Origin of the sequence: Pseudobutyrivibrio sp. (genome assembly GCF_017471675.1) — a bacterium.
In the GTDB taxonomy this organism is placed as follows: Bacteria; Bacillota; Clostridia; order Lachnospirales; family Lachnospiraceae; genus Pseudobutyrivibrio.
The window spans coordinates 24,500-48,911 of record NZ_JAFUSK010000066.1 but is presented as its reverse complement, the minus strand read 5'-3'; the positions used below and the strand labels follow the sequence as shown (position 1 = coordinate 48,911).

Annotated in this window: 23 protein-coding genes; all 23 read right to left on the bottom strand. The window is 37.6% G+C overall.

Annotation, left to right across the window (positions count from 1 at the left end):
* Position 1: 1 nt before the first annotated feature.
* The 23 genes from IJ535_RS10535 to sufU all read right to left on the bottom strand — a co-directional run bounded on the left by IJ535_RS10535 (position 2) and on the right by sufU (position 24,405).
* Entirely contained in the window at positions 2-1,072 is a 1,071-nt protein-coding gene (locus IJ535_RS10535; protein WP_294302378.1) for a sulfate/molybdate ABC transporter ATP-binding protein, read from the bottom strand.
* 17 nt (positions 1,073-1,089) lie between these two features.
* On the bottom strand, positions 1,090-2,121 hold the full coding sequence (locus IJ535_RS10530; RefSeq protein ID WP_294302376.1) for an ABC transporter substrate-binding protein: 1,032 nt from the start codon (positions 2,119-2,121) through the stop codon (positions 1,090-1,092).
* A 13-nt stretch (positions 2,122-2,134) separates the two neighbouring features.
* On the bottom strand, positions 2,135-3,628 hold the full coding sequence (locus IJ535_RS10525) for an aryl-sulfate sulfotransferase (protein WP_294302373.1): 1,494 nt from the start codon (positions 3,626-3,628) through the stop codon (positions 2,135-2,137).
* Positions 3,629-3,808: 180 nt separating this feature from the next.
* Entirely contained in the window at positions 3,809-5,140 is a 1,332-nt protein-coding gene (locus IJ535_RS10520) for an urease accessory protein UreH domain-containing protein (protein ID WP_294302372.1), read from the bottom strand.
* A gap of 159 nt (positions 5,141-5,299) precedes the next feature.
* Complete coding sequence (locus tag IJ535_RS10515; protein ID WP_294302369.1) at positions 5,300-6,160, bottom strand: acyl-CoA dehydratase activase; 861 nt, start codon at positions 6,158-6,160, stop codon at positions 5,300-5,302.
* Positions 6,157-7,404, bottom strand: coding sequence for a 2-hydroxyacyl-CoA dehydratase family protein (locus IJ535_RS10510; protein ID WP_294302366.1), 1,248 nt, complete (start codon positions 7,402-7,404; stop codon positions 6,157-6,159). The genes IJ535_RS10515 and IJ535_RS10510 overlap by 4 nt, the downstream gene beginning before the upstream one ends.
* Positions 7,358-9,445, bottom strand: a complete 2,088-nt coding sequence (locus tag IJ535_RS10505; RefSeq protein WP_294302363.1) for a 2-hydroxyacyl-CoA dehydratase — start codon at positions 9,443-9,445, stop codon at positions 7,358-7,360. Before IJ535_RS10505 ends, IJ535_RS10510 begins: the two co-directional genes overlap by 47 nt.
* Before the next feature lie 12 nt (positions 9,446-9,457).
* Complete coding sequence (locus IJ535_RS10500) at positions 9,458-10,813, bottom strand: MATE family efflux transporter (RefSeq protein WP_294302360.1); 1,356 nt, start codon at positions 10,811-10,813, stop codon at positions 9,458-9,460.
* A gap of 14 nt (positions 10,814-10,827) precedes the next feature.
* Positions 10,828-12,087, bottom strand: a complete 1,260-nt coding sequence (locus IJ535_RS10495; RefSeq protein WP_294302357.1) for a radical SAM protein — start codon at positions 12,085-12,087, stop codon at positions 10,828-10,830.
* A 32-nt stretch (positions 12,088-12,119) separates the two neighbouring features.
* Positions 12,120-12,872, bottom strand: coding sequence for an ABC transporter ATP-binding protein (locus IJ535_RS10490; protein ID WP_294302355.1), 753 nt, complete (start codon positions 12,870-12,872; stop codon positions 12,120-12,122).
* 12 nt (positions 12,873-12,884) lie between these two features.
* Complete coding sequence (locus tag IJ535_RS10485; protein ID WP_294293846.1) at positions 12,885-13,667, bottom strand: ABC transporter permease; 783 nt, start codon at positions 13,665-13,667, stop codon at positions 12,885-12,887.
* Between the two features lie 11 nt (positions 13,668-13,678).
* Positions 13,679-14,674 carry an ABC transporter substrate-binding protein gene (locus IJ535_RS10480; RefSeq protein ID WP_294302351.1) on the bottom strand — a complete coding sequence of 332 codons (996 nt, stop codon included), beginning with the start codon at positions 14,672-14,674 and terminating at the stop codon, positions 13,679-13,681.
* A 168-nt stretch (positions 14,675-14,842) separates the two neighbouring features.
* The gene (locus tag IJ535_RS10475) at positions 14,843-15,544 is read right to left on the bottom strand and encodes a 5'-methylthioadenosine/S-adenosylhomocysteine nucleosidase (protein ID WP_294302348.1); all 702 of its coding nucleotides are present in this window, start codon (positions 15,542-15,544) and stop codon (positions 14,843-14,845) included.
* A gap of 8 nt (positions 15,545-15,552) precedes the next feature.
* Positions 15,553-15,984, bottom strand: a complete 432-nt coding sequence (locus IJ535_RS10470; RefSeq protein ID WP_294302345.1) for a pyridoxamine 5'-phosphate oxidase family protein — start codon at positions 15,982-15,984, stop codon at positions 15,553-15,555.
* A gap of 12 nt (positions 15,985-15,996) precedes the next feature.
* Positions 15,997-17,037: an ABC transporter substrate-binding protein gene (locus IJ535_RS10465; protein WP_294302341.1), complete on the bottom strand. Its 1,041-nt coding sequence runs from the start codon at positions 17,035-17,037 to the stop codon at positions 15,997-15,999.
* A 71-nt stretch (positions 17,038-17,108) separates the two neighbouring features.
* Positions 17,109-18,383: a radical SAM protein gene (locus IJ535_RS10460; RefSeq protein ID WP_294302339.1), complete on the bottom strand. Its 1,275-nt coding sequence runs from the start codon at positions 18,381-18,383 to the stop codon at positions 17,109-17,111.
* Entirely contained in the window at positions 18,290-19,735 is a 1,446-nt protein-coding gene (locus IJ535_RS10455) for a nitrogenase component 1 (protein WP_294302336.1), read from the bottom strand. Before IJ535_RS10455 ends, IJ535_RS10460 begins: the two co-directional genes overlap by 94 nt.
* A 2-nt stretch (positions 19,736-19,737) precedes the next feature.
* A complete protein-coding gene (locus IJ535_RS10450; RefSeq protein WP_294302332.1) occupies positions 19,738-21,135 on the bottom strand; it encodes a nitrogenase component 1 in 1,398 nt (465 codons plus the stop codon).
* A 21-nt stretch (positions 21,136-21,156) separates the two neighbouring features.
* Positions 21,157-22,035, bottom strand: a complete 879-nt coding sequence (locus tag IJ535_RS10445; protein WP_294302330.1) for a nitrogenase iron protein NifH — start codon at positions 22,033-22,035, stop codon at positions 21,157-21,159.
* A 19-nt stretch (positions 22,036-22,054) separates the two neighbouring features.
* Positions 22,055-23,293: a methionine adenosyltransferase gene (gene metK, locus IJ535_RS10440; RefSeq protein ID WP_294302328.1), complete on the bottom strand. Its 1,239-nt coding sequence runs from the start codon at positions 23,291-23,293 to the stop codon at positions 22,055-22,057.
* Between the two features lie 115 nt (positions 23,294-23,408).
* Entirely contained in the window at positions 23,409-23,552 is a 144-nt protein-coding gene (locus IJ535_RS10435) for a YezD family protein (protein ID WP_294302325.1), read from the bottom strand.
* A gap of 99 nt (positions 23,553-23,651) precedes the next feature.
* Positions 23,652-23,846, bottom strand: a complete 195-nt coding sequence (locus IJ535_RS10430) for a hypothetical protein (RefSeq protein WP_294302322.1) — start codon at positions 23,844-23,846, stop codon at positions 23,652-23,654.
* A gap of 103 nt (positions 23,847-23,949) precedes the next feature.
* On the bottom strand, positions 23,950-24,405 hold the full coding sequence (gene sufU / locus IJ535_RS10425) for a Fe-S cluster assembly sulfur transfer protein SufU (RefSeq protein WP_294302320.1): 456 nt from the start codon (positions 24,403-24,405) through the stop codon (positions 23,950-23,952).
* Positions 24,406-24,412: the final 7 nt, after the last annotated feature.

Here is a 24,412-nt window from a genome sequence, read left to right as displayed (position 1 = left end):
CCTAAATGTAATACATCTCTGGATTATCTTTTAAGGTTTCATTAATTAACGTATAAGCGTTATTATCATCAAAGGCATATAATCTGGTTACCTTGAAATATACCTCATCGCCTTTTTTAACTGCAAAATCCTCAATCTGATGAGATGCTTTTATCTCCAGATTTTCATAAGCTATAGTCAATTCAACACTGGTTCCCCTGAATTCAGTGTGAATAACTTTACCTTTCATATCAGCACTGGATTTTTCCTGTCTATTGCCTGCTGGAAATACCTGCACAAACTCTGGCCTTATTGCAGCCTTAGGTGTATTTTCCTTTTTTGAAAAGCCCTTGATTTTTTCATATTCATAATCTTCTAATATAACAGATTCACCTATAAACTGAGCCACAAATGCTGTCTTAGGATTTCTGTAAATATCAACAGGTGTTCCCATCTGCTCTACGCGACCCTGATTTGTAATGATCAGCTCATCCGCTACCTCTACTGCTTCCTCCTGATCATGTGTTACAAATATACTTGTAATTCCCAGCTTTTCAATCATATCCTTAAGCCATCGTCTTAGCTCTTTTCTAACCTTAGCATCAATAGCTGCAAATGGCTCATCTAATAAAAGTACCTGGGGCTCTGTGGCAAGTGCCCTTGCAAATGCCACACGCTGTCTCTGGCCTCCTGAAAGCTGATCTGGATATCTTTTGCTCAATCCCTCTAAGCCTACCAGTTCAAGAAGCTCCTCAACCTTTGAGGCAATTTCTTCTTTACTCTTCTTTCTAACACGCATACCATAGGCAATATTGTCAAATACTGTAAGATAAGGAAATAGAGCATAGCTTTGAAATACAAATCCTATTCCTCTATCTTGTACAGATATATCATTTACAAGCTTGCCATCAATATAAATATTACCATCGTCTTGATGTTCAAGACCTGCTATCATCCTTAATATTGTTGTTTTTCCACTACCACTAGGCCCTAGTAATGCAATTAGTTTTCCTTTTTCAATTTCAAAGCTTACATTGTCAGAAGCTTTAAAATTACCAAAGTTTTTATTGATGTTTTCAAGTTTTATGTACATAAGCCTCACCCTTTTAGCTAGTCAACGGTAACAGATTCTGGATATACTTCTTTTAATGCAGTTAAATCTGTGTAATCTAAGAAGTTATAATCATCGAATCTTCCACCAGCTACTGCCCAATCTTTTATGCCATTCAAATGCTCTATGGTTTCTTTTGTAAAATCAGCAACTAATTTTGTTGACTTTAAATCTGATAAAAACTGTTCCTTTGTCTGTCCTGTAGCAGCTTCAAAATCCTCAGCTGCCTTTTCAGGGTTGCTTTCTATCCATTCTGCTGTTTCCTTCTGAGCCTCAATCCATCTTTTAACAACTTCTGGATTTGCACTTACATAATCAGATGTTGATACATAATAAGCATCAGTATATAAGCCAAGGTCATCTAAAGTTAAAATGGTGCTAAAGCCTGCTTCCTCAAGCTTTGTTCCATTTGTTCCTGATGCCCACTGAGCCTTTACATCACCTGTTGTTTGAAGTGCCACCGCTGATGCACCACTATCAACTTCAACGATTTTTTGGTCATTCTCAGATATATTTGCATATTCATATGTCTTGGCAACCCAAAAATCCCAAACTGTGCCAGGTTGTGTTGCAAAAGGCTGACCTGCTAAATCCTCTACAGACTTGATATCATCACTTACATATAGTCCACCATTAGCAGAGCCCTCAGATGTACTGATTCTATCAACTATTACAAGATTAGTATTTTCCTTGGTATTTCCAATTCTGTTTACAGCAGCGTAATCTGCCAAATTACCAAAATCAGCCTGACCTGTTACAACTGCATCCACCGTATTAACACCTGCTGCAAATTCTGAAATTTCTACCTTTATGCCATGCTTCTCAAAAATACCTTCTTTATCGCCTATAACAGCATACCAATGAGAAGCACCATTAGTCATAATTGCTACCCTTACAGTATCAAGTTCCTCAGAAGATGTAGCAGTTTCTTTAGCTACCTGTGATGCAGCATTTGCCCCAGATGCACCACATGCTACAAGTGATAATCCAACTACACTACTTACTAATAATGTTAAAAGTCTTTTTCTCATATTCAAAATCCTCCTAATCTATCTTTTCTAATTCACTTTTCTTTACTGATGCTACGCAGAAGTTAATGTCTTCCTCCTCATCATCCTTAGCCTCAAAAGTTCTTGGATTAGTATTAGGGTCAATACCCTCAACAATAGTTGTCTTTCCCTTATCCTTTCCAATTGGTGAGCCTGGCACTCTAAAGCTTTCTACATCTATTGGTTCGATAGATTCTTCATTTGGTATTTCAAGCTGAGGAACCCACTCATAAGGAACTCTATAAGCTCTGTAAATCATATTGTTATAGAAATTTCCAGCTACATTAGAGAAATATGGATTAATATATTCCCACACTATCTCATGCTCTGGTGTAACCTCTAGCAAATGACCATCCGAGCCTTCAGTTATTAACGTATTTCCGTTAGGTAAACGCTGTGCTGAGCTGATATATGAGCTATAGAATTTGGAAGCATCTGTAAATAATAAAAAGCCTGCTTCAAGTGGTGTATATTGCCATACAATCTCAAGTGTAACAGGATTAAACTCAAGAACACGGCTGTAATCTCTTAAGGCATTGTTATTTCCTGTTGGTGAACCAGGATTTACTGCACCATATCCACCATATCCACCATTGTCAAATACCAACAGGTTCCCCTCTCCTGGAAGACCTTTTGGAATCATATGAAGATGATGCTGTCCAATAATCCATCCAAGCTTTCTTGTTGCTTCTGTCTCATTAAAATCAGGCCCTAATCTCCAAACAAGATTTCCTGTTTTTTTGTCAATAATTCCAAGGATATTTGCGTTTCTTGCATCGAAGATAATATTATCTGGGTGGAATCTTTCATCTCCCTCATCGTACCAATGATTTGGACCAAGTGTAGACATGCTATTAATGTGCATCCAGTCGCCACCTGCTTCGCCATGTACTGAAGGATTTCTATATAAAACATTCTTTGCTGTCTCATCAAAGCCAAGCTCTTCAAAGTGGTCAGATGCTCGCCAGCTCCAAAGAATATTTCCTTCCCAGTCCACTTCAATAATTTTGTCATCAATTAAAAGCTTATCTGTAATATCTCTATTTCTAACATTTTCATGAACAAGCAATAGGGTATTTCCATTTTCTACCTTTGGCTCAGCGCCGGGTGCATAGTAACCAACACTAGAACCTTCTCGCTGATAATCATGATGCTGTCTTGCCTGCCATGTCTTTGTTCTTCCGTCATCACAAATCTCTTCTGTATGGTCGAATTTCCATACGATATTTCCATCCCAATCAACCTGAATTAAATCCAGCTGATCCTGATATGCATATTTGCTTTTTCTTCTACCTGAATTACCAAGTACATATCCTCCAGGCAATAGCTTGTTTGGGAAGCCATCAAGTCCGGCCCATCTTTGAACCTCATTTCCATTCATATCTATTAGAAGTGCGCCTCTTGCAGATGGAAACAATGTATAACCGCTCCATGCTTTTTTGTTATCATACCTAAGTGTTCCTGTTGCAAATATTGTTGGATAACCCATTACCATATCCTCCTGACTCTTTAATTAACTACTTATCTAGTAGGTTGATAGGATATTAGCAGATAACTCATGCTTATTCAATATATCTAGTTCGCACAAAAAATTAGAGCTAGCTATAAATTGAATTTATAACTAGCTCTTTTCTTTAACTTTTTCGCTTGAAAACAAGTAATCAAGTAATTAACTAACAACATTTATCTGGCTTCTAATCATACCCATCCAACATGTGAAAGGAATGGTACCTGTCTCTGCTGGTGTGAATTCTACAATATTTTCCCCTTCCTGCAAAGGAATCTGAAGTCCAAATTCTGGAACGATGATCTGGCTGTTACAGCCCGTAAGCTTTCCTTCTGGAACAACAATTGTCCATTCCACTGGCACCCCCGCCTTTACTGTGATTGGCTCATAATAAGAATAATCAACCTGAGACTGAACTCTCTGGATACCTTCACTTGATTCAGACACTACTTCCTCTTGCTCTGTGTTCTCCACGGATGCAGCTTCGCTATTATCAGCGACCTGAGTAGTCTGAGGAACTGCTATTCCTGAGAGTGACAACCCATTTGAAATCATGTTTATACCAATCACAAAAATCAAAACTGCAGATACAGTCAGCATAACCTTTTTATATTTTTGATTAAGCTTTGATGCCACAAGTCCAAAACCAAACATCAAAGGGACTGTTCCAAGGGAAAATAGAAACATTGAGAGTGCTCCCTTAAATACACTTCCTGTAGATAATGCATAAAGCTGCATGGACTGAAGCGGTCCACATGGCATCAAACCATTAAGAAGACCTATAACAAGAGATGAATTACCATCTACTCTCTTTAGAATTGCAGAATATAGTTTACCTGAAAAATGAAAACCTAATCTTTTAACAGGAGAGAAAATTCCAAGCATTGAAAAGGCCATAACAAGCATGGCTATACCTACTACAATAACAACTATTCCTCTTAGAGCCCCTGAAAATGATAGAACACTTCCTACTGCTCCAGCAAGCGCTCCTATAACCGTATACGAAACTACTCTGCCTATGTTGTATAAGATATTTGATTTTAACACTGTAGCATCGCTCTTGGCTGCAAGTGTTCCCTGTGTCAGATTAATACCTCCGCACATGGCAACACAGTGAACCGAAGTAAGAACACCAATCATAAATAGCATCGACATACTTACTGTCTCGTCTATATTCGGAATAATGTTGAATACATCTAAAAGCCCCATATGCCTTGCTATAACATATATAGCCAAAACCATAATCAATAATGCTGCAATAGTGAAGCTTCGGCTGGCACCATCCTTTGGCTCATAACCTGCTTCTATTATCTTTTCTTTGATTGCATTAAGGCCGACCTTACTGTCATCATAATTAACCCAAACTTGCTCATTTTTGTAGCTGGCCGAAACGCTCTTTACACCCTTAAGCTCCTTAACTGCGTTTTTTACAGTCTTTTCGCAGTTAACACAAAACATCCCCTTTACTGGTATTACTTCTCTTTTGATTGACATCTAACCTAATCCTCCTACTGCCACTGACCTAGTAGTTAAATAGGATGATACCAAAATATTCCATTGTGCGCAATAGATTATTATAAAAATTAGAGCCAGCCCAAACTTAGGGGAACTTATTATCTTGTCCGAGCCATGATATAAAACTAATTTGCTCAATTAAATCACATACTGTATGTTTTTATTTTCATGAACTGCAGATATTGCCGCCCCAAATGCCCCTGCGAATGTAGAATCCAGTTTAGTCTTTGTTATAGAACTACCGATTTCTGTTTCAAGTGCTTTTACCATTCCTTGATTATGGCTAACGCCACCAGTAAAGACTATGTCATTATCAAATCCGACTCTGCGAAGAAGTCCCTTCACTCTTCTAGCAGTAGCAAGATGTATTCCTGCTGCAATATCCTCCTTCGATACTCCTTTTGCTTTTAAGGATATGACTTCTGATTCAGCAAAGACTACACACTGACTACTAATTTCTGCCGGATTTTCAGAACGTAGAGCACACTTGCCTAACTCATCTAAATCAAGATTTAATAGTTGTGCCACCTTTTCCAAAAATCTTCCTGTGCCTGCCGCACATTTGTCATTCATAATAAACTCTGTCACATTTCCATTTTCTGGATCCACCTGAATAGCTTTTGAATCCTGACCACCAATATCAATAATTGTTCTAGTGCCCCTATTCATATAATGTGCGCCAAGGGCATGACAGGTTATTTCTGTGACACCTTTAAAGGGAATAGTTCCAAAATTGAGAGCCACTCTACCATAACCCGTACCAACAATGAAATCCACTTCCTTTACAGAAATGCCAGCTTCATTAACCAGCGTTTCCAACAATTCATGAGCAGTTTCATCACTTGAAACTCCGCTAGCTGTAAGGACTGTGTACAGATATCCATTATTAATCAGTACTCCCTTAGCACCACGAGAACCAATATCTATACCTGCGGCAGAGGCAACAGATAACTCTGCTGCAAAATCATCATCTATAATGTCCGTTAATTTATATTTCATGCGGTTTTACTCTCCTTATGTTGTTTTGCCAACATCTCAACAAAGGCTCTAACTCTTGTAGTAACCTGGCCTGTGACAGCACCTACATCAAAAGATCCAATTAAAGATAAACCCGGTATGTTATGCTCTTTAAAATATTTTCTCTTAAGCTCAATATCTATTGTGGCGAACGAGCAACCTAGATAAGCATAAAAAATTACACCTGTAGCATTATATTTTTCCATATCCTTTATTATGTAGCGGCTAGCATTTTCAGATGTACCGCTTATAAGGTCACCAAGCTCAAATTCCACAAGGGCATCTATTGGATCAATTTCTGTGTTAAACTCATGAACTGTATTATTTGGAATATTCCATGAAAGTACTGCTCCACCGGCTTCATCTATGGCTTCAAAAATATTGAACTCCTGACCTCTTGCACCTGACCAGCAAAGAATTGCCTTTTCATCATGGTACTCTCCTGGCTTTAAGTCACTAAGCTCTTCAATAAGCCTATCTAGAGTAGCCTCGTACTCAAGTGGCTTTCCAAAATAATGAGCGTTACCCATCAAAAGAAGCATCATTGGAAGTGAACCTATATATGTTGGATGATAAGCCCTTAGGTTAAATATTGTCCTTATTTTCCTCTGAATCTTATTATAAAAAACAAGCTCTGTGCGGAGCTTTTCAGGGTCATATCTACCTGGTGCAGCCCATTCAATAGCCTTTATATATTCATCTCTATAGTGCTTTTTAATATTATCGATTCTTTCTTGGCTTGCTTTTTTAGGACCGAATCCCACATCCATAACATGGACATCATATCCGTAATCCTCTATGAGCTGAAATGCCACATTGTATGGCTCACACGCCTTACTTGAATAAAAAAGTCGATTGGCAATGGTACCTCTTTGTAAGTAGAATTCTCCTAAGTCTGACTTAACCATAGCACATGTCTCATTTGGAACCTGGAAAAAATCTTCTGCAAGTACAACAGCATCTGCAGAACAAAGTCTACCAATCTCTGTAAAAGAAGCAGGTATAATTCCTAGGCTATAGAATAAGGAACTGTCTGTACCCATTCCTGAAGTCCAAATTACTTCCTTGCCCTCCTGAAATGCTCTCTTACAATAATCTATATAATCAATACAAAGATTTAATATATTCTGTGTAGCCTTCGAATGCTTGTGGACTACGTCACGAGAATAAATCACATGATCAAGCTGTGTTTTGTTCTCTGTGCTGGATTTGCTTTGTTCCGCCATCTCTTATACCTCCTAACATTTCTAAAAATGCCTCTGCTCTAATTTTTATCTGCCCCTCATCACCCTTAGAATAATCACTTGTAACAACAAGTACAGGCACATTAATTGCCTGTAGGGCTTCTGTATATTTTTTGATAAACATGCTGTAGGTAGGGCAGAATTTAAGATAATAAAATACTGCTCCATCAACCTTATATTTTTTAGCCAGTTCCACAGAGGCTTCTATCACATTATCAAGTGGCTTCATTCTTGCACATGGAGCCTGTCCCCTATATCCTCTAGCAATATCCTGCTTCCAGTCACCTGTATTTGGAATATCTCTGGTAAATGGTCTAAGACCTGCGCAGTTATCCTCTGCTACAATATCAGCCCCTAGATTTTCTATGATAGAAGTTAGTTTGTTATCACCATCAGCAAGAATTCCTCCTGCCAAAAGAATACGTGGCTTATGACTTTTTCCTTTATCAGCCACATCTTTAAGCTGTTCCAAAATCTTTTGTAATTCATTTATCAAAACATCTACTGGCAAATAAAAAAAGCTATGTGCGATAGTTTGGAATTGGCTACCTGTCAAAAAAGGAGTTCCTTTAATTCTGTACTCAGAGATTTCTCTAAGTAGTCTCCTGGCATCATTATAAAGAGCTATATTTTTGCTTATAGTAGCATCCTCTATCTTCTCACCTGTAAGCTTCTCTAAGTCCTGCTTAAAAGCCTCAAGCTCTGTTATGTAGTATTCTTCCTGGCTTTCATCCTTTAAAAGACGAGGCATATTGTAAATTGTAGCTGATACATAATTACTATTTACCGCCTCAATAGTTTTTCTCATACAGTCACAGGTAAAAAACGTATATACGTGGTCAAGAACAGCTGCAATTGGCTTTTCCGTAATAAAGCTCCCCAAAACACTTTTTGTTAAATCACAAAAGACACTCTGTGTTAAAGACTCACCTGCCATAATCTCATCCTGATTGCCTGCATGCATAATTCTATAGTGTGCAACATTAGCTGACGCTAAAATTTCAATTGGTACGTATGCACAGGTATAAGCTACTGTCTTTTTCTTTCCAGTCCCTTTTTTTACTATCAATTCCTTCTGATACTCTACTGCATTCTCTATCGAAGAAATATTTAACTTAAAAGAATTACCCTCTTCTCCTTTACTAAAAACACTTTCTTTAGCATATTCATCAGCATATACAACTGCACCTATTGCGCCTGCATATACGGTATCAATACTACTTTGTGATATTTCAAATCCAAGCAGTTCCTCAAATGCTCTTTTTATACCCACATTTTTTGAAACACCACCGGTAAAAAGTACATTCTTTTCTATACCAACTCTACTTAGAAGAGAATGAACTCGTCTTGCTACAGACTTATGAATTCCATAAGCAATATCACTAACATCTCTTCCCTTTGCCCTCTCAGATACCACCTCAGATTCCGCAAATACGATACACTGTGCACTGACGTCCATTGCATTATCTGACTTTAAAGATTCAGGGCCAATATTATTAATATCAAGCCCTAGTACATTTGCAATTCTCTCAAGAAAACGTCCTGTACCAGCGGCACACTTGTCATTCATTGCAAAATCCAATACTTTTCCTGTATTAGGATCTATCTTTATAGCTTTTGAATCCTGTCCACCTATATCAATTACAGTTTTTATATCTTTTCCTAAATAATAGGCTCCCATACCATGGCAGGCGATTTCTGTTACTATACGATTTGGTATATCATTATATTTAAGAGCGATTCTTCCATATCCTGTGCTGACAATATACTTAATATCAGATCTACTTATCCCGCTTTTTTCTATTAATGTTTGAATAAGTTCATCAGCAGTTTCCTGCATAAAAAAACCTGTAGGTACAAGTGCAGTATATAGCTGATTATCATGAAGCAAAGCGGCCTTTGATTGCCTTGAACCAATATCAATTCCTAAAACTGTATTATTTGACAATCTATCCACTTTTTTCTTTTCGAATATATCTATGAGCCTTCCTTGTCCGTTCCAATCATTTCCAGCCGAACTCATTTTTAACTCCTTTCATCTATTATTTTTGCTTTCAACAGTTGGGGTTCTGGAATTTTGAAATAACTTTGCATATCTCATATAACCAGTTGCCAACCCAACAGCCCAGCCCACTGGCCAGGCATAAGGTATGTATCTTAATCCAAGGAAATAAGCTAAGGCGTATCCACATGAGACTCTAGCAAAAAGGTTTAACGTAAAGCTTCCCATAAAACCTCTCACATCAGATGCCCCTCTAATAACCCCGTTATACACTTGAAGTATTCCCTGAATTATCTGAAATACACATGTAATTCGTATGTATCTAATGCCAAATTCAATAGCTTCTAAGTTGCTGCGGCTTGAAATAAAAAAAGCTATTATCTGTCTTCCAAATCCAAATACCAATATAAGAATAAAAATTGAAAAAAAGATATCCAAAACAATAGCTGCTAATATTCCTTCTTTAACCCTACTTTTTTTATTTGCTCCCATATTTTGAGCAGTAAATATTGTTACAGCATTGCCTATATCCATTACAGGCAAAGAAACTATACTAAATAGCTTTGTAGCAGCCGTATACCCTGCCATAATATTTATTCCATAACGATTTATAAGTGATTGCATCAAGGTAACACCAATAGCAATAACACTTCTTTGCAATACAGCAGGTATACTCTCGTTTATTATCTTCTCCTGCTCCTTAAAATCATATTTATACACTTGTGTTCCATCCATTTGACACAAGAGTTTAACCAGCATTACTACTCCAAAAAGCAAACATATTATTTCAGATATAACTGTAGCTATAGCCGCACCTTTAACCCCTAAGTTACGATACTTAACCAGGTAAATATCAAGAATAATATTTATTATTGCTGATATTATTAATGAACAAAAAGAAGTTTTTGAATCTCCTAAAGCCTGAGAGATAGCAATAATTATGTTGAATAAAAAGAGAAATACTAAACCATAAAAATAAATTCGTAAATACGTATTTGCTTCTTCTAAAAGTTCTATTGGGGTATTAGTTACAAGTAATATCCATCTTGTAAATACAATTCCAAGCACTGTAAATGCAATACCAATGACCGTTGCCATGAGAATTCCTGTTTTTATTCCATTTTTAACTTGTTGCATACTCCTTTTACCAAAAGAAGTGGCAATAACCACATTGGTGCCCATATTCATTCCAACAGCTACATTGATTAGTAATACAACAGAATTACTGGCAGCACCTACAGCTGCCATTGCACTGACTCCTGCATATCGACCAAGTATATAAAAATCAGCCAAATTATATAGCTGCTGGAGCATATTTCCAGCAGCTATAAACAAAGAAAACTTAAATAATACTTTATATGTATCGCCCTTTGTCATATCAGATATCATAGTTTTTTCCTCTATTAAACAGCTATAGCCTCATCAATAAACTCTTCTGCTGTTAATATACGATTTGTACCTGTTATAATTTCACTTGTAGGAATTCCCTCGTATAATCTGAATAAGTCATGAGCAACAGAATCACTGCCCGCTGTAGCATCTGCAAACTGCTGCCATGTAAGTCCATTATTTCTATAAAGGGCAACTGCCTTCTCGAAAACATCCCAGTGCCACTCTGCATTAGGTGTTCTATGACCCTCAAGTGCAGAACCACAGTTAGGATTCCACTGGCTAGGAAGAGCAACAACTCCATGTTCAACTAGATACTGTAAGCCTTCTAATGTATCCTGCTTTGGCTCAATGCCAGATACCATAGTAGAACGAACATTGAATTTTCCAAATATGTCTACTTCATATAAAAGTGCCTTAATCCAATTTTCTCTGCCTCCGCAATACTCGGTCTTACCAGGGCAGATTACATCGAACATCTTAGGGTTCCAGATTTCGATATTGCTGGCAATTGTCTTAAATCCTGCCTGCTTATAGTTTTCAAAAACAGAGAAATCTTTTGTTGCACCAACACAAGCTGTTCCATTAAAGTCCTCTAACCCAGTAGCTTCCTGAATTGCTTCTGCCACATCGATATAGTACTCTACCTCACGGCGTTCTGGAATAAATCCACCGCTGACAGTCATCTTATTGAAGCCTTCTTTGTAGCCTTCGGCAATAGTCTCGCCAATCTGCTTTGGTGTCTTCCATGAAACATGATCACGGTCTCCATATAGCGCCTTTGTAGCATTGATATTGCAGAAAAGGCAATCAAGTCCCTTATCCTTAAGGAAGCACTCATTACTGTACGACACAAACATGTGGCCATAACCATAGTCAACAGCAACAGTCTTCATAAGTGTGCCATCAGATGTCTTCTTATCGTAATACTTAGCTCTCTTAGCAAAGCTTAGATTATCTAGAACAATAGCTCCCTGATATTCAATAAAGAATCTTCCATCTTCATACTTAAGTGTATATGGACTGCTCTTGTCCCATACCACCCGTATTTGATATCCTCCCTTTGGTGTGATTACGCAAACTGGGAAGTTGTATGCCACATGTGCATGTCTGTCACCAGAGAACAGTACATTTACCTGTTCCTTATACTTTGTTCCTAGCTCAAGGTCTTTAAAAATATCAGGTGGAAAATTAATTCCGTAAACCTGCAATTCATTTTTTAACTGAATCTCAGCAAGTAGCTCTTTATCAAGCTCAACATTTTTTACTGCCATAACTATCCTCCATCTTAAATTACATACTCTGCTCACACTTCTGTCTCTTCAAAAAATTCTTTATATATTTTTCTTCTAATATAGGCAAAATCAGTACCTGTTCTATTTCTTTTTCTAGGTAATTCAACTGGAATCTCTTTCTTTACAACACCTGGCTTGCTAGACATAACAACAACCCTATTACCCATATATATGGCCTCATCAATATCATGGGTTACTATTATTAGTGTTGTTTTTTTCTGTTCCCAGATTTTTAGCACCTCATTCTGTAAATTGATTTTGGTAAAAGCATCAAGTGCACCAAAAGGTTCATCCAAAAGAAGGGCTTTTGGTTCATTAATAAGTGAACGTGCTATATTTACTCGTTGCTGCATACCACCTGATAATTGATGTGGCAGCGCTTTTTCAAAACCTGTAAGTCCTACCAAATCAATGTAATACTTAACCCTTTCTTTTTTCTCTTCTTTTGTAAGTTTATCTGTGATTCCAAATTCTATATTTTTCTCAACTGTACTCCAAGGAAAAAGCCTTGGCTCTTGAAAGACCACTCCTATGTCTTTCTTAGAAGAACCATCTACTTTTTTTCCATCGATTATTACTTCCCCATCTGTAGCATTATCCAAACCAGAAATAATTCTAAGTAAAGTACTTTTTCCACAACCACTCCCGCCTACTATACTTAAAATTTCTCCATCAGAGATTTTTAAATCGACATTTTTTAGTACCTCAATAGTTGAATTCTTTATAGGAAACACCTTTTTTACATTTCTTATCTCAATACTCATAATGTCCTCCTATTACTTTGAGTTTGGTATCCAATAGATAGCTTTCTTTTGCAAATTGATTACTAACAGTTCAATTAAAAGCCCGTATAAACCCATGGAAAAAACTCCAATAAATAGTGTGGCTGGCTGAGCCATTTCTCGTCCATAAGAAATTAAATAACCAATGCCAGATGAAGCTGCAATCATCTCTGCTGCCACCACACAAGTCCAAGAGCTACTAACTCCAAGTCTAAGTCCAGTGAATATATATGGTGCTGCAGATGGGAAAATAATATTAAAAAGAACCTGCCTTTTTGACTTATCAAATATTGTTCCCACCTCAAGTAGCTTAGAATCTGTAGTAGAAAGCCCAGCTATCGTATTTATTAATATTGGCCAAAAGCTACCAAGTACAATTACAGCAACCTTCGATGTCTCACCTATTCCAAGTGATAGAATAAAAAGCGGAATTAATGCAATCGCTGGAATAGGTCTTAACATACCAATAAGTGCAACAGTGGACTTTTTAGCACTACTAAAAAGACCTATAATTGTTCCTAAAGTTATTCCTAATATACTTCCTACAAAAAAACCTTTGATGACCCTTGAAAAGCTTGATATAACATGAGTTAAATATTTGCCGCTAATAATCATTTCATACCACGCCCCAAACAGTTTTTGAGGCGTTGGAAAGATTGAATTATTTAATACCCTTGTGTTACTTCCAATGGTCCAAAGAATTACTAATATAGCAGGTATCCATATCGCATATAGGAACGACTTTAGATGTTTATTCAATCCAAAATCTGTATTCATATCTAACACTCCTAATGTAAGCCAGCTAATTCAAGATAATCAAAATTAATATAGTCGTTTAAATCATAGTCATTCTCAATTAAACCATATTTAAGAGATTGTTCTTTTCCATCTAATAATGCTTGAACTCTACTCTCAGTTAATCCTGGTCCTATTTCGGAATTTGAAATGAAATTAAGTGTAATTTCTTTACTTGTACCATCTGCATCATAAACAATTTGAGCTGCTTCTTCGGGATTTTCTTTTGCCCATTTAGCTGCTTTATCCCATGCTCTTAAAAGCTTTGCTAATTCTTCTGGATGTTCCTTATCGTAGTCAACCCTTCCAATGCTTATACTTACATAGTCTTTATACCCTTCTGCATCAGTAACTACATGAACACCATTTTCTTTTGTTGCAACCGATGTGAAATGAGGTTCATACACTACAGCAGCATCAATATCGCCTGCAATAATACTTGTTTCAGCATCTACAACTCCAAGATTGACAACTTCAACATCATACTCTGTCAATCCAGCTGCTTCAAGATAAATGTAAAGTAATGGCTGAGCATTTGAACCAACTGGTACAGAAACAGTTTTGCCTTTCAAATCCTCTAAAGATTCAATATTTGAATCATCTCTTGCTATTAATCCATGTCGTTTATTAGAAGACTGTGTACCAGTAATAATTTCCACAGGCACGCCATTTGAAATTGCTGAAAATGCAGGTTGATCTCCCATAAGACCAACGTCCAAATCTCCTGAAGTTAAAGCCTCTACAATTGGTGGGCCATAACTAAATACCTGAGCCTCTACATTTAATCCTTCCTCATCAAAAAAGCCTTTTGCAAAAGCCACATTATCTAATAAATCACCAGGTTGTATTCCAAGCCTTAAAGTGCTTTCACCTTCTTTTCCATTGTCATTTGTCTCATTTACTTTTGCTGCTACTGAACCTGTTCCACAGCCTGTAAGAGCTCCTAACAAAGCCGTTGCTAGCAGTATGCTTAATATTTTTGTCTTCATCAAATTCTCCTTTTTTTGCTTAATTATTAGTTACGTATGAATGAATAGACAACACCGGCTTATTCCCCCACATGATAATTTCAAATAACTTTTCATAAATTTCTCCCTATATAGAAAAAAACAACTAGATGCCTTAATTTAGGCCTCTAGTTGTCTAGTCAGTCATCCTTATTTTGTAGTTTCCAAGTAATCAATTATTAACTTTGCAGGTATTTTAAACACCGCTTCTCTCAGCTTCTTTTCAGATTCATTAATTTTGTCCTTCTTGCTGAGTAATCCAATTGTCCTTCTATTTGCCATATCAGAAAAGCTTCTGATGCCCACAAAATCGATTTTCTTCGCTGTTGCAACCTGGGCTACAGCAGCTGTTTCCATATCAAAGGCTATTGGATTAAACTCCTTTTTTATTGCCCTTCTCTTTTTTCTCTCGTATAAGACAAAATCTCCTGTGGCAATTCTGCCAGCCCTATAGCTAATATTATTAGCCTCTGCTACAGCAAGTATTCCATCAAGAATATGCTCTGGTGTAGAATCTATTGTAGGACTGTTTTCCGGCAGAAGAGTCTTCATATCAACCTGAACATAATCTGTTCCAATTGCCACCGAACCCCTTTGTAAATCATCTGCCAATCCACCTGCCACTCCTATATTCACAATTAAATCAGGACTGGTATCTCTTATAGCATCTGCTGTTTGAAAAGCTGCATTTACTTTTCCTACTCCTAATACCTTCACATATAAATGAATATCCTTCGATATATTGACAAAAGCTCCATCCTTTTCTTTAAACCATTCATTCTTGTATTTTAAATACTCATCTATATATTCTGTCTCTTGTGGTAGAGCACTGACAATAAGCACATTTTTCATAATCACCTCTATGCAAGCTGCTCTGCTGCAACTACAACCTGCTTTTCCTCTGCAGTAAAATCCAAGATTTTTATTGATTCTGTTTCAACCTTAATAATCACATTAAGTTGCGGATCAAATTTAAGCTGTGGTCGACGTTCCTTAATCAGCTTTGCAGCGTCCTCTGATTCTGCTTTATCTAACTGATATGCTTTACCGTATACAGTAATATTCTTTGGAGCAGTCTGTCCTTCATGCTGGAATAAAAGTGCCACATTATTATTTACTGCTATTTCCTTTGTCTTATTAGTATTCTTGCCTGTTGAAAAGACGATATCCTTTCCATCAATAGCGTATCCTCCTATATGTCTTACCTGAGGGTTTCCAATTTCATCTACTGTTGATAGAACTAAGCTTTTGTTCTCATAAATATAATCCTTAATTTCCTTTAAATCTGCCATAATCTGCCTCCTCTAATTAGCGCTCCACGAAACTGACTCTGGTTTATATAACTGAAGTGCATCTGTATTAATATATTCTGAAATATCATAATTAGTGTCGAATCTACCGTTTTCATAGCACCAATCCTTTACCTTTACTAAATCATCATAAGCTTCCTGCTCAAAGGAATACTCATGTCTTTTAGAATTCCAATCGGTAATAAAAATATCTCTATCAAGACCAGTATCAGCAGATACCCAATCAGCAAATTCCTCAAGGTTAGCATCTATATATGCAAAGCCCTCTTCACTTGCTTCTAAATACTTTGCAACCTCTTCCTTATGTGCATCAAGGTAAGATTCATTAGCAACTAAGAATGTGTACATGTATATGCCAAGGTCATCAATGCCTATAACCTTTTGCCAGCCTTGCTCCTCAAACTTTGAATAATTAGCAGCAGCCGTCCAGTATGCATCACCGCCTCCGTTTGCGGCCAGCGCAAGGGCCTCCTGAACACTAGACACGTTAGCAATTGTCACATCATCAGGATTAATGCCATACTGATTAAACAATTCACCGTAATAATATTCAAATACAACGCCAGACTGTGATACACCAACATGCCCTACTAAATCCTCTGGCTTCTTTACTGTGTCAGGATTTGCATATAAGGCGTAATTGGCAGTCTTATCAATCATTGCAAATGCTCTAAGCTCAGAATTGCCTAAAGTATTACCAATACGGTTAACTCCCGCATAGGTTGCAAACAATCCAATATCTACACTATCTGTTGTAATAGCATCTATAGTATTAATACCTGCTGCAAATTCGGTAGTCTCCAGATTAATCCCCTTATCCTTTAAAAATCCAGTATGGTTATCAAGTATTTTTAGAAGGAAGTTATTATCCAAAGAATTTACACCAATTCTAATAGTAAATTCTTCATTTTCTTCCCCTCCACTGGCCTGCTTTTTTTCAGCGGCATTTGCAGCACTTGCATTACCGCAGCCAGTTGCACTGATTCCCAAGCTTAAGGCAAGTATCATACTAATTAACAATTTATATATCTTCATTTCATCATCCTCCTATTAAGCAACAAGAGGCCCCTACAATATTGCAGGAAGCCTCCAGTTTTCTGGTCAGTCTATGCTGTCTTTATTATCTTTGAAGCTGTATTATCACTAACAAGGTTTTCCTCGCCAACAAAATGAATTCTATCAGCCTCATGTCTGGCATTTGTCAAATGGTCTCCATCTAAATCATAGAAGTAATCATAAATTGAGTTTTCAAGGTTTGCTGTATTATACAAGTTCTGATGTGTAAGACCATTCTTCTTAAGAAGAGTATATGCCTTCTGATATAAATCCATATACCATTCTGCTGTTGGCGCACGATGGCCTTCCAGCTCTGAACCTGGGTTAGGAGTCCAGTGAAGTGGCACGGCAACTACTCCAAGCTCTGTCAAATATTCAAGACCTTCTAACAGGGTAGACTTTGGCTCGATACCGGCAACAAAAAATGAGCGAACATTACCTCTTCCGAACACTTCTACCTCATGCTTAAGAGCATTTATCCAGTTTTGTCTACCACCGCACATCTGCTCCTTACCAGGGCAAATAGTTTTGAAGAAATTCTCATCCCAAATCTCAAGATTTGTTGAAATGGCTCTATAGCCTGCTTCCTTGTATTTTTCAATTACAGATAAATCTGTTGGTGCGCCAACACAAGCAGTTCCGCCAAAATCAGCAAGCCCTGTTGCATCCTGAATTGCCTCTGCCACATCGATGTAGTACTCAACCTCTCTACGCTCAGGTACAAATCCACCAGTGATTGTTATTGATTCATAGCCTTCTTCTCTAGCCTTAGCGTATGTTTCTGCAATCTGTCTAGGCGACTTCCAGGCAATCCCCTGTAAATCAGCAAACCGGCTCTTCGTAGCATTAATATTGCAGAATTTGCAATCCAAGCCTTTGTCTTTTAGAGCGCATTCATTACTGTAAGCAACTGTAACCTTTGTCTTACCTATTTCATTTGCAATGGTCTTCATGTTGATTCCATCAGATGTTTTTGCATTATAGAATGCAGGCTTTTCAACAAATGAAACCTCACTAATAAGTTTCTTACCTTCTAAAAGATAATATTTTCCATTCTCATGCTCTACTCTAAATGGTGCTTCCTTCTCATTCTTATAGCTAAACCGGATTCGATAATTACTATCTAATCGTAAAGCTGTTGGAAGCTTTGTCTTAGTATAGGTTTCATGATTCATGTCAAAGCAGGTACGCATCTGTTCTTGAACCTGATTATCAAAATCTAATGTAGATACTACCTCTGGGCTGATATATACTCCCTCGTTTGTAATTCTGTTATCGAGCTCAATTTGTTGGAATAACTCTTCTTTTGTAATCGCTCTTGCCATGATTCTCCTCCTTGTACTCCTCTTACAATGGATGATGCAATTTCCTTTTTTCTTACATCATATTCCTTTACAACAGTTACATATTCTTCAATAAGACTGATCACACCATTTGTTCCTACGCTAGTCTTGTTTAGAATCACCCTATCTACAATCGGATACGAAACCTCCACCAGTGGTACATTTAGCCTTCCTGCAATATCTTTTTCCAAGCTACTTCCAAAGATTACTTCTGCTCCACTGCCTCTTAGGATATCGTTTATTTCCTTTTGATCATTTGCTATATATACATTTTCAGAAATAGCTGCAAGCAATGCCCCATTGTCAGTCTCATGTTCTTCGTCCTTCTTTAAAGCATCAGTAAGAACTATGGCGGAAAACTCCACCCCGAATCTATTCTTTAGAAAGCCACCTATTCTTATAGCCTGTTCCTCTTCACCTATGAATGCCGCAGTTTTTGAAAGTCCATATTCGAATATTTCATCCCTGACTCTGTAGAGAATACTGTTTTCAAAATCCTCTTCATCAGCTATGAATTCGTCCACCTTAGAAGCATCAAGCTCAACTATTTCAGCTAAGGCTGTAGCTAATTCCTGTACTCCATTAGCATCAGCAGGAAGGGATGGTCTTATAATTACAGGAACATCATATTTTTCCTTAAGAACCTTTGCAGGCAGCTCGCCCCACTTCGTAAATACGATAGATACAGCTGCGTTTTTTGCATTTTTCAATTGATGCACGCTACCAGTTGCTCCAAAAAACACATTAGCCTTCAGACCAAATCCATTTAGTATTCTTTTTATTTCTATTAGATTTCCCTGCCAATATGGATCCTTATCTGGAACGATTCCAAAAACGTTTACAAGCCTTTCATCCTTTTCAATATCACTCTTAAATATCCCGTCCAAGGATTTTAAAATATCTGCAAGCACATGCTCATAGCCATAATGAATTCCACCATTAAAGCCTGCTACAAGAGTGTCTACTACAGGTTCCCCCTGCTCCACTATTTCTCTTGTCATTGCATCTACATCATCACCTACCATTGCAGATTCGCAACTATTTAGGATTACATACAAATCCCCTTTTTGAACCTTAATGGTATTCTTGATTTGTTCCCTTAATCTTGATGCGCCGCCAAATATAACATGTCGTTCCTGGGCAGCTGTACCAGGGATTGAAAACCCTGAATACCTGGCACCTCCACCAGATCCATTCCTCTGAGCCAGATAATTCACCACTCCGCATCCAGCATTTGCATGTACCACGGGAACAGCCCCTCTAATCTCTTGAACTGTTTGTAAAGCTCCATGGAGAGCGCATCCATTTCTTGGATTTTTTATTACATTAGACATTCTTAGCTCACCTCCTGCTTTACATACCAGTTGCCGCTTTTGCTTTTCCAACTTAGCTTATAATTGCTGTTGTCATCATTTGATATCTTATTTGTAAGTCTGATTGCTTTGACAAATGAGTCATACAAAGCATATACTCCATCAAATCCGTATACTGCTTTATTTCTTGTAGATACTACAGTCGCTCCTTCATCAGCAGCAAATGAGCTGCCGAAGAATTCGCTAACATATATATCAACTTCTCCCTTTTTTAGTGCATTTGCTTTTTCAAAATACTGCCCATTTCCGATTACTGCAGTTGTTCCCTTTGATAGAAAATCCAACTTTAACAATTGTTTTCTATTATCTAAATCAACCAATGGAGCACCAAAGCCTACTACTTTTCCACCAAGCTTTTCTATGAATCTGGAAATGGCTGGCACCTTGCTAAGGCTAACATCCACAAACACATTTTTACCATCCAATAGATGTAATGAGATGCTTTTTTGCAACCTGGCCTCTACCTCTTCTATATACCTGATAGCCTCATTCTCCCGCTTTAAGTATGATGCTATTTTTAGTAGGAATGCCTTTGTTCCTCTAAAGCCTATTGGAGCTTCGCTTACGATATATGGAACGTCATACACCTCTTCTAATTCCTTTGCCAGATAGTCACCTTCCTCAGGATTAAGTACCACTGTTGCCTTTGCCCTGGATGCTGCCTTAATCTCATCGATGGTAGAAAATCTAGGCAATACCTGATAATCAATTCCTATTGCCTTAAAGCTTTTTGCAATGGCTGCCACATCCTCTATGTCTTCGGAAAAGGATATTATATTAACAAAGTCCTCTGTTTTATCTGGCTCTTTATCAACCAAATATTTCAGCAGGCTATGGGTTACAATATCGTAGCCTGTTACTGGTGTTTTGGATTTAAATCCATCTGTATAAATGCTGATAATAGGGATTTGTATCTCATCCTCCAGCTCAAGAATTACTGAATTAATATCATCATTGTTAATAGCTACAACAGGCGTGCCTATAATAAATATTGCCTTTGGATGCTGCTCTTCGTACGCCCTAAGAATAGCCTCACGCAACTTGTCATCTCCACCTAAGATAGTGTCTCTCTCTACTAAATTAGTGCTGTACCAGCCAAATGCTTCATCAATTTCTGATAGACCGATATTTCCGCATCCAATTGAACCATTTACAATAATTGCTGCATCCTCTATCTTTGACAGAACATTAAAAGCATATATTGTCTCATCTACGTGAATCTGTGAAAAAGTTCTGATTCGTTGTTTAATTTCTGCCCCTGATGTTTCATCAATAAGACCTTCTAAGGTACCATGAAAATGACTTAATGCACTTAGTCGTTTTTCCCTGGTAAGGGCTTTTCTTTCTTCTAAAAAACTCATAGAATTACCTCCTTACCACACTTAGATAGCCTCAGCTACTCCGTTTACCACGCCATTTTCAATATCGTATATACGGTCGCCCCAGCTTCTTGCCCAATCGCGAAGTTCCGAAGAACCAAGTGGATTTGGAACAACAAGATTTTCATTTTCCGCAATGTACTTAGCAAGATTTCTATAAATATCAGCCTGCGCACTTTCCGGCTTTGCCTCGATAACAGTCTTGCCATAAAGCTCTGACTGCTGCACATCTAAGGAACGATTTACATAACCTGCAATACTTGTTCCTGTCTTTGCAACAAAATCATCTACAATTTCTCTGTGATATCCTGGCTTCATACTATTTGCAATTACACCACCAAGCTTTGCACCACCTGTTGGAGCATATTTGTTAATAGCCTTGAAAAGATTATTGGCAGCATATAAAGCCATAAAGTCAGATGATGATACAACATAAGCTCTATCTGTAATTCCATCACGAATAGGAACAGCAAATCCACCGCAAACTACATCACCAAGTACATCGTATAATACATAGTCTGGCTTAAACTCTTCAAACAGATTAAGCTCCTGAAGAAGATTAACTGCAGCATTAATACCACGTCCTGCGCATCCTACACCTGGAACTGGACCACCTGATTCAATGCAAAGTACTCCACCAAATCCCTTTACCGAAATATCATCAAGATGAATCTTGTTACCTTCTCTTAAACTATCAAGAACTGTTGGAAGATAATTGTTACCGCGAAGAGTATTTGTTGAATCGCTCTTAGGGTCGCAACCAATCTGTATTACTCTATAGCCAGCCTCTGCCAGTGCCGCACTGATATTTGATGTTGTTGTGGATTTTCCAATTCCACCCTTTCCATATATTGCTATATGCTTACCAATTTTCTCTGCCATATCTTACTACCTCTTTCTATTAGACTCTTACTGCATCACCTTCTGTTACAAACTCCAGTGAAATCTTAAAATCTTCTGTTATGTATTTCTTAATCTCATCCACCTTATCTAAATGCTCCCAAGGAAGGTCCACGTCGGTCCTGCCGAAATGTCCATAAGCAGCAGTCTGTTTGTAGATTGGCCTACGAAGATTAAGGGCATCAATGATTGCTGCTGGTCTAAGGTCAAATACTTTTTCAATGATTTCAACAATTTTTTCATCCTCAATTACCCCCGTTCCAAAGGTATCTACTGCAATTGATACTGGCTTTGCTACGCCGATTGCATAGGCAAGCTCAACCTCTAATCTCTTTGCAACACCTGCTGCAACCAGGTTCTTTGCCACCCATCTGGCTGCGTATGCTGCTGAGCGGTCCACCTTTGTTGGATCCTTACCAGAGAATGCACCGCCACCGTGACGTCCTGTTCCACCGTAGGTATCAACAATAATCTTTCTTCCTGTAAGACCTGCATCACCCTGTGGACCACCGATTACAAATCTGCCTGTAGGATTTACATAGTAGATTGTGTCCTCGTCAAGGAGCTCCTCTGGAATAACTGGCTTAATTACATATTTGATAATATCTTCTCTAATCTGCTCTAGTGTTACATCCTCAGCATGCTGAGTAGAAATTACAATAGTGTGGATTCTTTCAACTGTCTGTCCGTCCTCGCCGAACTCTACAGTTACCTGGGATTTGCCATCTGGTCTAAGGTATGGAAGTGTTCCATCCTTTCGAACCTTTGTAAGCTGGCGTGTAAGTCTGTGAGCAAATGAAATAGCAGGTGGAAGATATTCTTCCGTCTCATCTGTTGCATATCCAAAGATGATTCCCTGGTCACCAGCTCCTGTTCCATAATCCTCTGTTGCTCCTTCCTGCTTTGATTCAAATGCCTTATCAACTCCAAGTGCAATATCTGCTGACTGCTCATCGATTGATGTAAGAACTGCAATTGAATCTGCATTGTATCCATCTACATTGTTTACATATCCAATTTCTCTAATTGTTTCCTTTGCAACCTTTGCAATATCCACATAGGCTTTTGTTGTGATTTCTCCAACTACAAGTGCCAATCCTGTTGCAACTGTTGTTTCAGCTGCTACTCTTGAATATGGATCCTGAGCAAGTAGCTCATCAAGGATTGCATCAGAAATTTGATCTGCAATTTTGTCTGGATGTCCTTCCGTTACTGATTCTGATGTGAATAACTTTCCCATATTTTTTATCTCCTTTTCATAAAAATATTTATAAACAAACTAGAGGCCCAAAATCACAGCAAATGAAACCATGATTTTGAACCTCTAGTTGTCTAGTCAGTCCCTCGTATTTAGTTTATATTCTTATCTTTTCACTTTTATCAATCTGGACTATCTTGCCATCTTGAATAATGATGTTTACTGAGCCAAATTCTATAGTCTCAATGAATTCTTTTATCTTTGCCAGCTCATCTTCTGTTACGTTTCTTGTTTGCGCCATATTTTTCTCCCTTTACATACAAAAAGACTTAAATCCAAATCTTTTTGCAAAAGCCTTGGATTTAAGTCTTAGTTTACATACATATAAATCTATCAGCTTTTACTCACCTACGTATTTTCTTTTGCAACAACAGAAGGACTGACAACACTCCATAACATCTAATCTATTCATATCCTGTAACATTGTGTATGTCATAATGAATACAATCCTTTCTTTTCTGCATCTCTTAACTACTAGGTTGATAGGATTATAGACTACACGTTTTATCGAGTCAATACTTCTAGTTACTGCCAAAACTGAGAGCTAGCTATAAATTCAATTAATAATAAGACTTTTTCCAAAAAATAAAATGCCTGTAGGCATCTGTTAAGACATCTACAGGAATATATAATCTAACCTATTCTGTTGTAACTGAAGTTTTGTCGGAGCCATTTTTTAATATTTCTTCCAATGTATGCCAGCCTAAAACTGCACATTTTACTCTTGATGGCATGTGTGAAATATCCTGCAATGCACCTGCTTCCTCCAAAAGCTCAAGCTCCTCTTCGGTAACCTGATCCTTTATCATTTTAAGGAAAGTATCCTTTAAAGCCAATGCTTCCTCAACGGATTTTCCAAGAATCATGTCAAGCATGATATCAGCACTGGCCTGAGAAATGGCACATCCATCTCCGAAGAATGCTCCATCTTCAATAACCCCATCATCAGATACATTTAACTGTAATGTAATATCATCACCGCAGGAAGGATTAACACCTCTAAGAGAATTCTTTGGATTAATCATTTTAAATTTGTGCAAAGGATGTATATTATGTTCAGTTAAAATCTCATTATAAAAAGTTCTGTTTTCCATTATTTAC

What these genes read in the sequence shown, in the direction of transcription:
- IJ535_RS10535 (WP_294302378.1), bottom strand. Translation starts at nt 1,072, where the DNA reads ATGTACATAAAACTTGAAAACATCAATAAAAACTTTGGTAATTTTAAA.
- IJ535_RS10530 (WP_294302376.1), bottom strand. Translation starts at nt 2,121, where the DNA reads ATGAGAAAAAGACTTTTAACATTATTAGTAAGTAGTGTAGTTGGATTA.
- IJ535_RS10525 (WP_294302373.1), bottom strand. Translation starts at nt 3,628, where the DNA reads ATGGGTTATCCAACAATATTTGCAACAGGAACACTTAGGTATGATAAC.
- IJ535_RS10520 (WP_294302372.1), bottom strand. Translation starts at nt 5,140, where the DNA reads ATGTCAATCAAAAGAGAAGTAATACCAGTAAAGGGGATGTTTTGTGTT.
- IJ535_RS10515 (WP_294302369.1), bottom strand. Translation starts at nt 6,160, where the DNA reads ATGAAATATAAATTAACGGACATTATAGATGATGATTTTGCAGCAGAG.
- IJ535_RS10510 (WP_294302366.1), bottom strand. Translation starts at nt 7,404, where the DNA reads ATGGCGGAACAAAGCAAATCCAGCACAGAGAACAAAACACAGCTTGAT.
- IJ535_RS10505 (WP_294302363.1), bottom strand. Translation starts at nt 9,445, where the DNA reads ATGAGTTCGGCTGGAAATGATTGGAACGGACAAGGAAGGCTCATAGAT.
- IJ535_RS10500 (WP_294302360.1), bottom strand. Translation starts at nt 10,813, where the DNA reads ATGATATCTGATATGACAAAGGGCGATACATATAAAGTATTATTTAAG.
- IJ535_RS10495 (WP_294302357.1), bottom strand. Translation starts at nt 12,087, where the DNA reads ATGGCAGTAAAAAATGTTGAGCTTGATAAAGAGCTACTTGCTGAGATT.
- IJ535_RS10490 (WP_294302355.1), bottom strand. Translation starts at nt 12,872, where the DNA reads ATGAGTATTGAGATAAGAAATGTAAAAAAGGTGTTTCCTATAAAGAAT.
- IJ535_RS10485 (WP_294293846.1), bottom strand. Translation starts at nt 13,667, where the DNA reads ATGAATACAGATTTTGGATTGAATAAACATCTAAAGTCGTTCCTATAT.
- IJ535_RS10480 (WP_294302351.1), bottom strand. Translation starts at nt 14,674, where the DNA reads ATGAAGACAAAAATATTAAGCATACTGCTAGCAACGGCTTTGTTAGGA.
- IJ535_RS10475 (WP_294302348.1), bottom strand. Translation starts at nt 15,544, where the DNA reads ATGAAAAATGTGCTTATTGTCAGTGCTCTACCACAAGAGACAGAATAT.
- IJ535_RS10470 (WP_294302345.1), bottom strand. Translation starts at nt 15,984, where the DNA reads ATGGCAGATTTAAAGGAAATTAAGGATTATATTTATGAGAACAAAAGC.
- IJ535_RS10465 (WP_294302341.1), bottom strand. Translation starts at nt 17,037, where the DNA reads ATGAAGATATATAAATTGTTAATTAGTATGATACTTGCCTTAAGCTTG.
- IJ535_RS10460 (WP_294302339.1), bottom strand. Translation starts at nt 18,383, where the DNA reads ATGGCAAGAGCGATTACAAAAGAAGAGTTATTCCAACAAATTGAGCTC.
- IJ535_RS10455 (WP_294302336.1), bottom strand. Translation starts at nt 19,735, where the DNA reads ATGTCTAATGTAATAAAAAATCCAAGAAATGGATGCGCTCTCCATGGA.
- IJ535_RS10450 (WP_294302332.1), bottom strand. Translation starts at nt 21,135, where the DNA reads ATGAGTTTTTTAGAAGAAAGAAAAGCCCTTACCAGGGAAAAACGACTA.
- IJ535_RS10445 (WP_294302330.1), bottom strand. Translation starts at nt 22,035, where the DNA reads ATGGCAGAGAAAATTGGTAAGCATATAGCAATATATGGAAAGGGTGGA.
- metK (WP_294302328.1), bottom strand. Translation starts at nt 23,293, where the DNA reads ATGGGAAAGTTATTCACATCAGAATCAGTAACGGAAGGACATCCAGAC.
- IJ535_RS10435 (WP_294302325.1), bottom strand. Translation starts at nt 23,552, where the DNA reads ATGGCGCAAACAAGAAACGTAACAGAAGATGAGCTGGCAAAGATAAAA.
- sufU (WP_294302320.1), bottom strand. Translation starts at nt 24,405, where the DNA reads ATGGAAAACAGAACTTTTTATAATGAGATTTTAACTGAACATAATATA.